The organism is Paenibacillus piscarius (assembly GCF_022234545.1).
In the GTDB taxonomy this organism is placed as follows: Bacteria; Bacillota; Bacilli; order Paenibacillales; family Paenibacillaceae; genus Paenibacillus_AQ; species Paenibacillus_AQ piscarius.
Genome location: NZ_JAIEUI010000020.1, coordinates 1 through 11,850, shown reverse-complemented (window position 1 = coordinate 11,850; position 11,850 = coordinate 1). Strand labels below are relative to the sequence as shown.

The following is an 11,850-nucleotide window of genomic DNA, read 5'->3' as shown; positions in this document are numbered from 1 at the left end:
TGAATGTGCCAAAAGTCGGGCGCCATTAGGCAACCACAGGTCCGTCCCGCCCCACCGGCTTCGGCCCGCCAACCAACCAGTGTCTCTCACTACACCCGTTGTTCCCACCCTTCCCCCGCACGGGACCAGAGCCTGCCGTCAACCGCCGGGCAGACTCGTCCAGATCGGATCCGCGTACTGGTTGTGCAGATTCAGGCTGCAGTCCTTGCCGGTGTCGTATGAACGGTTGCCCAGCACCGCAGCGAATGCGCCAAGCTTGCGGCTGGCAGCATTACGGTCCGCAGCAGCCGTCCCCGCACAATCCAGCCAATCAGCCAGCGCGCCAAGGACAATCCGGCCTTCGGCAAGCGCCGCCTCCCACAGGTCCCATACTGAATCAGTGCGTACCTCGGAATAGAGAGCGGGGTGACGCCACTCGGCGTGCTGTTCATTCAAGTAATCCAGCCGTTCCTCACGGGCGGTAAGCTTGCGGGAGAACATCCGGCGGGTCCGGCCCCAGGTGATCGCCTTCTTCCAGCCTAACGGATCATACAGACAGCGCTGGGCCAGCACCATATCCCGGTAGGCGCTCTGCCAGATCTCCACAGGCAGACTGTCCATCGCTGCCGGGTAATACTCAAGTGCCGTGCTATGAAGGATGCGATGAACCACACCCGGCAGCCGCCGGCCCGCATCAATCCGCGACCAGGCAGGATTCTTCCAGGTTTGGAACGCCCGGCGGCGGCACATGAACAAGGTATCCAGATCAATCTCGAAGCGCTGATGATCCCGGTATTTGTAACCGGCCTTCCAGTTGATATATGGGTGAAGGTTCCGGTCCAGCAAATGATGAGTCAGAAAGCCCAAGAAGTAGAGCCGGGCCTGCTCCTGCTCCGTCCCTTCAAGCGAGAGAGTAGCCTTCCAGAAATCTATAAGCACAGGCCCGCAGTTCTCTGTATGCATCAGATCGCCGAGCCGCAGTGCCCCCGTGTCCTTGCTCCAGGGAAGAAAGCTGTGATACAGCAGGAAATCCGGCCCCTGGCATCCGAGATTGTAGAGTTGCTGCTGCTGGTCCAGAAGCGTAAGGAAGGGAAACCGTCCGCTGAACTCCTCCGCCAGCTGTTGTCCATATTCAAGGTGCATCCAGATATTGGGCATGATCATTCCTCCTACTTACTAGCATAAACAGAAGTATCTTTATTGTAACGTCCCTGTGTTAAAAGAAAATGAGAATTGCCACTTCGCTCAAATTTTCGCTTTTGTTAACATTTTCGCAACATAATCTTTACACCCGGCATACATAACTGAAGAGAGCAGTTAATATCAGGCTTTTACAATGAGGTTATTAGCAGAATATACCTATTGCCAAATCAAGCTTGATATGAAGGGATGATACTTTTGAAGGGGAACCCGCTGCACTTTTCGATGAAATGGAAGCTTATCCTCAGTTTCTCGGCCATTACACTCATATTCCTGGGGGTGGCGGTGTATCAGGGGTACAAGATTAATCAGGTGGAGCATTCCATGGAACGGCAAAAGAGTGAAATGGAGAACCGGATTACAGTCTCCACGCTCACCCAGCAATTGCAGGAGCTGAACCGGGCGGAGACCGCGTTGGCGGAATCCAGTGATCTGGAGCAGGCAGAGCCTTTGCAGGAGAAGCAGCGGCAGATGACGGCTGAGCTGGCCAAAGTGAATTTCGAGCAAGGTACGCCTGCGTATTCATTGCTCGGGAAGCTGGCCGACCAGGCCGGCGAATACGGGAGCTATATCAAGGAACTCGCAGACACGATGTCGGACGAGACCCTGGATCCGCTGACGGTGCTGGAGAAAATAGATGGTATACATACGAAGGCGCTTGCGCTGAATCAAGACATGCTGAACACGAACGGAAAGCTCTATACCGAGGCTGCCCGCAATGCCGAGCAGGCTCAGCTGGTCTCCTTCACATTGCTCGATGATACCGTGTCCATAGTGGCTTTTGCTGCAATTGGCGTAGCCTTGTTCATGCTGGTGCTCGCCTGGCTGCTGATCCGCTCGTTCCTGTCGCCGGTGCGCAAGCTTCAGGCTGCGCTCCGGCAGATCGCGGACGGCGACCTGCGGCAGCAGATTAACTCCCCGTACAATGATGAGCTTGGTCAGCTCAGCCATCATTTCGACCATATGGTCGGCCGGGTGCGGGAGATGCTGCGGCAGACCATGTCTGCTGCGGGGTCGTTGGCCGAGTATTCGCAGTCCTTCCAGCAGCATTCGGCGGTGACCGCACATACGAACCAGACGATTGTCCGTACGATTCAGGAGATCTCGCTGGGGGCGGACCAGCAGGCGGTCCAGTCGGAGCAGAATACGCATCTGCTGATGGAGCTTGCGGGTGGCGTGCAAGAGATCAGCGAGTATACGGATATCATGCTGGCCACCAGTAAGGCGGCGAACCGCAACCGGCAGCTCGGCTCCGATACCGTTACTGTGCTGCGCCGCACTTCAGAGCACTCCCGGGAGTCTATCGGCAGGGTGTATGGTGCTCTGGAGAAGCTGGTGGAGCAGTCCAGGGATATTTCACGCATTACGAATTCGATTACGGAGATCTCGAAGCAGACCAATATTCTCTCGTTGAACGCGGCCATTGAGGCGGCAAGAGCAGGGGCTGCAGGCAAGGGCTTCGCGGTGATTGCCGATGAAGTAAGGCTTTTGTCCGTGCAGACGAATGAATCCTCCGTGCATATCAGCCGGATTATCGATGAATTGCAGGCAGGGATGGAGGATTTCCAGGCGTATATGCTGGAGACGCGGGGGAGTCTGGCTCAGCAGGATGACCAGGTGGCGGAGACTCTGGCTGCCTTCACGGCAATCGATGAGTCGATTACCGGCATCAGCACACAGATCGGGCAGATCCACCAGAAGGTGGAGCATACCCGGACGATCCATTCACGGCTGTCCGAATCGGTACATGCGGTAGCGGCTGTTGCGGAGCAGACGGCGGCAGGAGTCCAGGAGGTTAACGCCTCCAGCTCCCAGCAGGATCAGGCGATCCAGGGCATCGCCCGGCAGGCGGAGGAGATTCATGACATCTCGCAGCGGCTGTTCCGGGAGATCCAGATGTTTAGAATCCCGGATGCCGCCGAAGCCGGAGAGGGGCATGGAGCGGGGGTGGCAGCGGCAGACGAAGCACCGGCACAAGCATTCATTCAGGAGACTGCCGCCCTTCGTGCGGACAAGCCGGCGCCGGAGGTGAAGGCTGAGGCACAACACAGGCCGCACCAGCCGCGGCCGGTTGCAGCAGGCGTACAGCGGGAACCGGCCTCAAGCCCCGGCGCACCGGATAATGCCCAAGAGATCACGAAGGAGCTGGAGGAGGAGCTACTGGTGCTGGCGAAGTGAGCTGTGAAGCAGCGCCGCCAGCTCCGGGAACCATTCGGATAAAGAGAGGAAGCTGAAGCCCGCGCTGCGGGCTTTTGACGTATCCATGAACCATGGTGCTTCTATGCCAAAAGGGGACTGATCTGCCTCAGCGGTCTCGTGCTGAATGACAGCCGGCTGTCCCGTTATCTGCTCAATAATGGACATCACGCCGCCAATAGTCAGCGTACCGTCCGAACAGGCATTCACAGGACCCGTGACGGCAGAGCCATCATGGCCCAGCCAGTACAGGAATTCAGCCGCTTCATCCGATCGGATGAATGAAATCTCCGCTTCCGGATTCGGAATGCCGACCGGCTGCCCGGCCAGAACATGCTCAATGTGGAAATGCAGCCTGCGCGTATAATCATCCGTGCCTAGTACAATCGGGAACCGGACCGCCGCCACCGGGAAGTCAGCTGTCTGAAGCAGAACGGCTTCGGCCTGTCTTTTACCCTCCTGGTAGCTGATCGCTGTCTGTCCACCGAGCTTCACCGGATAATACATAGGATTGAAATCGGCCTCAGTCAGCGCGTCCGGCTGCGGATCATACACAGACAAGCTGGAGGTGAGGATGTACCGCTTGACCCGCCCCGTCAAAATCCGCACCGCAGCCGCAGCCTCCTCCGGTGAATAGCAGATGTTATCATATACGATATCCCAATGGGTATCGCCAACAGCCCGCTCAAGCGCCGCTTCATCGGTCCGGTCCGCTGTCAGCCGGGTCACCCGGTCACCGAAAGCATCCTTGGTTTGGCCCCGGGTCAGCAGAGTCACCTCGTTGTCCTGGCTGCGGAGCAGGAGCTCCACCAGCCTTTTGCCGAAAAATCTGGTTCCTCCAAGCACAAGCACCTTCTTCTTCATCCGATCACTCTCCTAAAGTAGGGGTAAGAGCCGCAGCTCAAAGTCTCATGATTAAGCAGCCATCCGCAGCTCACCCGCAAGGCCGGAATGTACAGCCTGTACGGTGAAGGTGCTGACGGCGGAAGCTGAAGTCTTCGCGGTCTCCTGGCGGAGCAGCTCCAGCATCACCGGAATTTGTCCATGCTCATAGGCCTGGGCCAGCGCCCGGAGATACGCCCGGTAATCGGCATCCTGCGGCAGGGCGGGACCCTCGTGCGAGTCCAGCTCTTCCCTAACCATTACAAGAGCCAGGCGGGCTCTGTGCAGTGCCGCTTTGACGGCTCCTTCGGTAGTATCCAGCAGTCCGGCAGCCTCGGCAGCAGAATAACCCAGCACATCCCGCAGGACCAGAGCCGTCCGCTGGAGCGGCGTAAGATGGGCCAGCAAGGCCTGGAAAATCAGTTCAATTCCAGTCAGGTCTCCTTGCACCGCCACTGTGGAGGCTGCTGCTGTCCCCGAACGCTCTACTGCACGGATCAGCGCACTGTTACGGCGGATGTGATCAATCCAAGTATTACGTGCCATCCGCAGCAGCAGCGCCTCGGGATTCGTGCTTGCCGTGAACTTGCGGTAGCTGAGCGCTTTGGCCCAGGTCTCCTGCGCCAGATCGTCGGCCTCACTGCCCGAACGGGTCAGCGACAGGCAATAGCGGTGCAGTGCAGCCCCCAGCTTTTGCAGGCGTTCCTTATCCATATCTATAGGTTCCGGGTTGCGGTGGTGGTCAAGTATCAACACGGCGGCTCCCTCCTTCACAGGAATTCAATTGCTTCTATTATATAAACGAATAGCTCATTGTAAAAGATACGCCGTCCCGGAGTTTCTGCCATTGGCCCGCCTCCCGTATCCTCTGACCGCCTTGATCCGTCTACAGGGTATCTACACCAACCACATTTAGCAAGATCAGAGGAGGCAGAGCAGAATGAGTGTAATTCCTTATGTAATTGAACAGACAGCCCGTGGAGAGCGGTCCTATGACATTTATTCCCGGCTGCTGAAGGACCGGATTGTGTTTGTCGGTGCGGCGATCGATGATGCGCTGGCGAACAGTATTATCGCCCAGCTTCTGTTCCTGGCGGCGGAAGAGCCGGAGAAGGATATCCAGATGTTCATTAACAGCCCCGGAGGCTCGACGACAGCGGGCTTTGGCATTTACGATACAATGCAGGTCATCAAACCGCAAGTCAACACGATCTGCACCGGGTTCGCCGCTTCGTTTGCTTCACTGCTGCTGCTGGCCGGAGCCACAGGCAAACGGTCCGCGCTCCCGAACAGCGAGATCATGATCCACCAGCCGCATGGCGGCGCGCAGGGACAGGCGAGCGATATCGCGATCAGCGCGCGGCGTATTCTACAGGTCCGCCAGAAGATTGTCCAGATTACAGCGGAACGTACCGGACAGCCGGCCGAGAAGGTGGAGAAGGACATGGACCGGGATTACTTCATGACGGCGGAGGAAGCCCGCGAGTACGGGATCATCGACACGATTATCACCCATTTGTGAGGCGAAGGAGAGGAAGAGCATGCTGGAAGCGCTGAAGGGACAGGAAGTCACGATTCATTTTTTGGATGGTACAAGTGTTAGGGGAGGCGTACTGGAGGAGCTGGATGAGCGGTTCGTGAAATACAGTACGGAATATCAGACCTCGTACATTCCGGTCACTTCCATACGGTCGGTGGAGGTGCAGACGAAGGAGCGCGAACGTCCGCGTGTCGGCTTCGGGCAATAGACGGGAACTGTCTATAAAAGCCTGCAAACCCCTGTCATCTCTGCTCTGAACGAGTGGAGATGACGGGGGTTTGTGCTTGTTTGGGAATGTATGCGGAAAACAGCATACATTAGCTCTGGCCGCCTTGTGGACGCTAGTCCCGCTTACACAGATAACGTGAAAGCGGGCTCCAGGCGGTGAACTCCCTTAGGGGAGTAGCCCAGCGCTGAACTTAACCCGCACAGATCGGCCAGCAGATAAATAATGCTCAGCCACATCTCGGTTCCCTGCAGGCCGGTATCCTGCTGACGGGAGAGCTGGAAGGCAAAGCCGCGTCCAGGCACCCAGAAGGGCAGCACCTGCCCGAGCATATCCTCTGCCCAGGTGCGGATCTCCGCCTGCCGGTAATCACTTTGCTTCAGGCAGAGCCACAGCGGGTGCACGACATCCAGCACGTTGCAGGCATTCAGCACTTCCGTGCGGAAGAAGCGGCGGTCCCGGCTGTGGGCCAGCACCGTATCGATGGTGCGCTCAGGATACGGCAGGGGGAGGCCGAACTGGGCATAGGTCGCGCGGGTAAGCCGGTAAAAGCCGTTCACCGGCTGCAGCCATCCCTCCTCCGCAGTAGGCAGACCCCACAGCCCCGAGTCCCGGCGGCAATGCGTCGCCAGCCAGCCGAACAGATCATCCGGCCGCTTGACGGAGCCGAAGGACTTCAGGTTGTGGTAGAGGCCGGTAGCATAGCAATCGATCCAGTCACCGGCACCCCAGGCATTCTCCGCCCACGGCAAACGGTCCAGCTGCTGGTACAGCGTCAAGGTATCCATATTCTCGATGACGGTAACGGAATAGGGCAGAGCCGAGCCCAGTGTTTCAAGAGCGTAGCCTACAGCGAGCAGATGATAACGAGAGAGGTGGTCGGTTAACAGCTCCGGCTGATCCCCCGGCCCTGGCGGGGACCATGGATCAGGCAGTAAGCCGGTCCGGCTATCCTGGAATTGCTGTAAAGTGGCGATTAGCTCTTCCTTCGTCCAGCCGGGCGGTAGGCTGCTGAACATTGCAGCGATTTCTACGGCATCGCAGTAGGCCCGAACAGTCCGCCCCGCGCCCGGCCGGTCCCGGAACAGCTTTTCTCCGTCTATAATTTCGGAGTAGAACTCCAGCAGAGGCGTCAGCTGTTCCCGCACTTGCCTGCCGAAATACTCCAGCCGTCCATATAGGGTAGCGGGGGCCTTCTTATAATCGGCTATCCCTGTATCCCCGGCCAGACGGCTGCGGATCAGCTTGGCCGGATTGCCGCCGGCAATGCTATACGCCGGTACATCGCGGGTCACGATGGCCCCTGCTGCAACAATACTGTGCGAGCCGATCGTCACCCCGTCGAGAATAACGGCACCTGCCCCGATCCATACATCATCTCCGATTACGATGCCCTTGACCGTCAGCGGCTGGCGGAAAATAGGGACGTCCGTCACAGCGAAGCCGTGATTGAAGCCGTATAGACTGGCGTGGGAAGCGATCCGCACGCCGTCACCCATGGTGATATCGCCTGACAGTACGCTATAGCTGTTAATGGAGCAGTCGCTGCCCGTGACCAGCCGTGTACTGCGGACAATGGCTCCTCCGGCAATATAGCTCCGGTCTCCGAGCTTCAGCTGCTCCGGCAGCACGATGGCTTGCGGCGAGACGAAGCAGTCCTCCCCGAAGCTGCAGGGATAATCTTCAGCGAGCTGCTGCTGGTGAAGCTTCTGCTTAAGCCGTTCTTCTTCGGACAAGCCAATCCAGGGCATGTAGTCCAGAGCTTGTATTGAGGGTGATTGTGGTTCAGGCATCCTGTATCTCTCCTTATCATTCCAGTCGTTAATGCCCTAAGTGTAGCAATGATTACGGGAGAGGGGCATGGTATAATGAACAGAAATGCCATGTCAAAATCGCTTCGAAATCCCACTCTGTCCAACAGGCATACAGAGAAACGGAGGTGCTGCCGATGGAGGAAATTCCGCAGAATCTGGTAATGGATATTCACTGGATTCATGACAAGATGACCTTCCCGCACTGGACGGATATCCGTCAGAACATACAGGTACACAGCTTGTACTGGATTCAGGAGGGGGAGGGAATCTTCCGCACAGAGACAGAAGAGCATCCGGTGTCACCGGATATGCTGTTCTATCTGCGGCCGGGACTGTCCATGCATATGAGCAGCAGTGACCGCGAGCCTCTGCGGATCACCATGATCCTGCTCTCGCTCTATACATTGTCGCCTTCTGCTGACAACCAGGGAAGGGTCCAGCCGATTGCCGAGCTGCCGCTGCCGTTCCTGATGCGGCCCGGGAGGGAGCCGGGCAGAGCGCTGGGCCAGATGTTCCGCGGGATTGCCGGCGAGTGGGTTCCAGGAAGTCCGGGGAGCGGAATGAAGACTAAGGCGCTGCTGTACCAGCTTTTGTATGAAATATTTCTGGCTAAGGATAGCAGCCGCCCTGACCGGGGACAGGGATATGAGCTGTTCGTGCGGATGAAGGAGGAGCTTGAACGGCGCTACAGTGAACCCATGCAGATTCATGAGCTGGCGGTGGGCTACGGCATATCCCCGTCGTATGTGCGCAGTCTTTTTCAGCGGTATCTGCACAAGAGCCCCAAAGCGTATTTAAGTATTCTCCGCTATGAGCACGCCAAGAAGCTGCTGCTATACACACGGTTAACCCTGAAGGAGATTGCGGCCGCCTGCGGGTACAGCGATGAGTTTCATTTCAGCAAAGCCTTCAAGCAGCTCAGCGGTCAACCGCCGTCTGGGATGCGGTCCCGGGAGGGAATGGAGCAGTGGCGCCCCGGCGATCTTCACAGGGACAGTTAATAGAAGGCCAAATTGGGTAAGTTAATATAATGTGCTTCCGCCTGCGCTTTTGTCCGGAAGACCTGCTTAAATTTGAAATAAAAGTTGAACCGCACCGCCGTTGTGATATAATTATCCGGTTGGTCTCATGTGGCGGTAAGCGGCCTGGAATCTTATGCAGTTGTTCGATTAATTAAGCTTAAAATCACAGGAAACCGAAGGATTTACGTGTAATGATGTGAATAACAGAGTATTAATGCAGAAAACTGCGGATTTTACACGGAACATCTCATTTTTTGTCGGAATTTATTGATTTATTGAGAAAGTTTCTGTATAATCAGCCTTGTTGATTTTTCATAGGATGTAGCCTGTTCCAGTGCAATAAGGCTAATAACTAATAACTTAAGCAAATTTAGGGGGTTATTATTTTGGGAAAAGCGTTAATTATTGGCGCTGGCGGAGTTGCGAGCGTTGTTGTTCATAAATGCTGCCAGAACCCGGATGTATTCGAAGAGATCTGCATTGCCAGCCGTACGGTGGCGAAATGCGATGCTCTGAAGGAGAAGCTGGACGGGGGCCAGACGAAGATTTCGACGGCTCAGCTGGATGCTGACAACACGGAAGAAGTGATTGAGCTGATCAAGAGCTTCCAGCCGGATGTCGTAATTAATGTGGCTCTTCCTTACCAGGATCTGACGATCATGGATGCCTGCCTGGCTACAGGAGTGCATTATGTAGATACAGCGAACTACGAACCGCAGGATACGGCGAAGTTCGAATATTCCTGGCAGTGGGCGTACAAGGAGCGCTTCGAGAAGGCCGGCATTACGGCGCTGCTCGGCAGCGGCTTTGACCCTGGGGTTACCGGCGTATTCACTGCTTATGCGCTGAAGCATTATTTTGACGAGATTCATACGATTGACATTGTGGATGCGAATGCCGGTGACCACGGTTACCCGTTCGCAACCAACTTCAATCCTGAGATAAATATCCGCGAGATCACAGCGAACGGACGTTACTTCGAGAACGGTGAATGGATTGAGACGCCGCCGCTGTCCGAGAAGAAGGTCTACGACCTGCCGGAGATCGGTCCGAAGGACATCTATCTGCTGTACCATGAAGAGCTGGAGTCCCTGGCGGTGAATATTCCTGGCGTGAAGAAGATCCGCTTCTGGATGACCTTCTCGCAGAATTACCTGACTCACCTGAAGGTGCTGGAGAATGTCGGCATGACCTCGATCGAGCCGATTATGTATGAAGGTAAGGAGATTATTCCGCTGCAGTTCCTGAAGGCGATTCTGCCTGACCCGGCTTCGCTGGGACCAAGAACGAAGGGCAAGACGAACATCGGCTGCATCATTCAGGGTACGAAGGACGGCCAGCCGAAGACTTATTATGTCTACAATGTATGTGACCATGAAGAGTGCTACAGAGAGGTTGGCTCCCAGGCGATCTCCTATACAACCGGCGTTCCTGCAATGATCGGAGCTATGATGATCATCAAGGGCATCTGGAACAAACCGGGTGTACACAACATTGAAGAATTCGATCCGGACCCGTTCATGGAGGCGCTGAATAAGCACGGTCTGCCTTGGCAGGAAGATTTCTCGCCGACGCTGCTGGACTAAGGGCGCATGACCATGAAGAATAAGGACATCGATATTGATATCAGCAATCTGCCTTCTCCCGCGTACCTGGTGGATGAGCGGCTGCTGACGAAGAACCTGGAGACCCTGAATTACGTGCAGGAGCGGAGCGGAGCCAAGATTCTTCTTGCGCAAAAAGGCTTCTCCATGCACGCCATGTACCCGCTGGTCGGCAAATACCTGCATGGCGTTACCTCCAGCTCCCTGTTCGAAGCCCGTCTGGGATTCGAGGAGATGGGTAAAGAGGTGCATGTCTATGCCCCGGCTTATGTCGACCGCGAGTTCGATGAATTGCTGCGGTACAGCGATCATATGGTGTTTAACTCTTTTGATCAATGGAGCCGGTTCAAGGAGCGGGTACAGAATGCACCAAAGCAGATTAGCTGCGGCATCCGCGTCAATCCGGAATATTCAGAGATTGAAGTGCCGCTTTATGATCCTTGCTATAACTATTCCCGCATGGGCGTAACCCTGCCGAACTTCCGGCCGGACGAGCTGGACGGCATCGACGGGCTGCATTTCCATACGATGTGCGAGCAGAATTCGGACACGCTGGAGCGTACCCTGAAGGTCGTAGAGGAGAAGTTCGGGCAATATCTGCACGGGATGAAGTGGCTGAACTTCGGCGGCGGGCATCATATTACCCGTCCTGACTACGATCTGGAGACTCTGATCAAGTGCATTCTGCATATGAAAGAGACTTATAATGTAGAGATCTACCTAGAGCCGGGCGAGGCGATTGCCCTGAACACCGGTTATCTGGTAGCTACGGTTCTCGACACGATGCATAACGGCATGGACATCGCGATTCTCGACACCTCTGCCGAATGTCATATGCCGGATGTACTGGCAATGCCGTACCGTCCGGGTATCATCGGTGCCGGACAGCCGGGCGAATTCCCTTACACCTACCGTCTGGGCGGCATGACCTGCCTGGCAGGCGATGTCATCGGGGATTATTCCTTCCCGGAGCCGCTGAAATACGGCGATAAGCTGATCTTCACCGATATGGCGCACTATTCCATGGTGAAGAACCATATGTTCAACGGCGTCAACCTGCCGGCCATCGCTTCCTATAATGAAGAAGAAGGCCTCAAGGTAATCCGCGAGTTTGAATACAGTGACTTCAGCGGACGGTTGTCTTAGAAGAATAATAGAAGTGCCCCCTCGGCTTTGGCTGAGGGGGCAATTTTAATGCCGACAGGGGGAAATCCTGCAAAAAATGCAACAATGCAGCTCCCGATCCGCCCATCTGCCTGAAATCCTGCATAAATGAGACAATTTCATAATTCAATGTGTTAGATAGCAAGAGCGGGCCAAGGATTTAAAGTCATTTTTTCAAAAATCAGGCGATTTTCTGGGAGTCTCTCAACTGCTGGTTTAACTT

9 protein-coding genes and 1 pseudogene are annotated in these 11,850 nt (G+C 55.7%); 6 read left to right on the top strand and 4 right to left on the bottom strand.

Translation table 11 applies throughout. The features are described 5' to 3' along the window. Positions 1–138: 138 nt before the first annotated feature. Positions 139–1,137 (bottom strand): zinc dependent phospholipase C family protein, encoded by a 999-nt coding sequence (locus K1558_RS25085; protein WP_238654694.1) that lies wholly within the window; start codon positions 1,135–1,137, stop codon positions 139–141. Between the two features lie 240 nt (positions 1,138–1,377). On the opposite strand from K1558_RS25085, the gene K1558_RS25080 reads away from it, so the two are divergent. Beyond that, positions 1,378–3,357, top strand: a complete 1,980-nt coding sequence (locus K1558_RS25080) for a methyl-accepting chemotaxis protein (RefSeq protein ID WP_238654693.1) — start codon at positions 1,378–1,380, stop codon at positions 3,355–3,357. Here the strand turns inward: K1558_RS25080 and K1558_RS25075 are convergent. After that, a complete protein-coding gene (locus K1558_RS25075; protein WP_238654692.1) occupies positions 3,337–4,239 on the bottom strand; it encodes an NAD-dependent epimerase/dehydratase family protein in 903 nt (300 codons plus the stop codon). The two genes, K1558_RS25080 and K1558_RS25075, sit on opposite strands and share 21 nt — an antisense overlap. A gap of 51 nt (positions 4,240–4,290) precedes the next feature. Then, positions 4,291–5,013, bottom strand: a complete 723-nt coding sequence (locus K1558_RS25070; RefSeq protein WP_238654691.1) for an RNA polymerase sigma factor — start codon at positions 5,011–5,013, stop codon at positions 4,291–4,293. Positions 5,014–5,194: 181 nt separating this feature from the next. Here K1558_RS25070 and clpP point away from each other — a divergent pair. Further along, positions 5,195–5,779: pseudogene (gene clpP / locus K1558_RS25065) on the top strand (ATP-dependent Clp endopeptidase proteolytic subunit ClpP); the annotation flags it as partial. Between the two features lie 19 nt (positions 5,780–5,798). Further along, positions 5,799–6,005, top strand: coding sequence for a hypothetical protein (locus K1558_RS25060; protein WP_238654689.1), 207 nt, complete (start codon positions 5,799–5,801; stop codon positions 6,003–6,005). 143 nt (positions 6,006–6,148) lie between these two features. Here K1558_RS25060 and K1558_RS25055 read toward each other — a convergent pair whose 3' ends face one another. After that, positions 6,149–7,816 carry an acyltransferase gene (locus tag K1558_RS25055; RefSeq protein WP_238654688.1) on the bottom strand — a complete coding sequence of 556 codons (1,668 nt, stop codon included), beginning with the start codon at positions 7,814–7,816 and terminating at the stop codon, positions 6,149–6,151. 155 nt (positions 7,817–7,971) lie between these two features. Between K1558_RS25055 and K1558_RS25050 the strand changes: the two genes are divergently transcribed. The 3 genes from K1558_RS25050 to nspC all read left to right on the top strand — a co-directional run bounded on the left by K1558_RS25050 (position 7,972) and on the right by nspC (position 11,609). Next, positions 7,972–8,838 (top strand): AraC family transcriptional regulator, encoded by an 867-nt coding sequence (locus K1558_RS25050; RefSeq protein WP_238654687.1) that lies wholly within the window; start codon positions 7,972–7,974, stop codon positions 8,836–8,838. 407 nt (positions 8,839–9,245) lie between these two features. Next, a complete protein-coding gene (locus K1558_RS25045; protein ID WP_238654686.1) occupies positions 9,246–10,445 on the top strand; it encodes a saccharopine dehydrogenase family protein in 1,200 nt (399 codons plus the stop codon). 27 nt (positions 10,446–10,472) lie between these two features. Next, positions 10,473–11,609: a carboxynorspermidine decarboxylase gene (gene nspC / locus K1558_RS25040; protein ID WP_238654798.1), complete on the top strand. Its 1,137-nt coding sequence runs from the start codon at positions 10,473–10,475 to the stop codon at positions 11,607–11,609. The last annotated feature ends 241 nt before the right edge of the window (positions 11,610–11,850 follow it).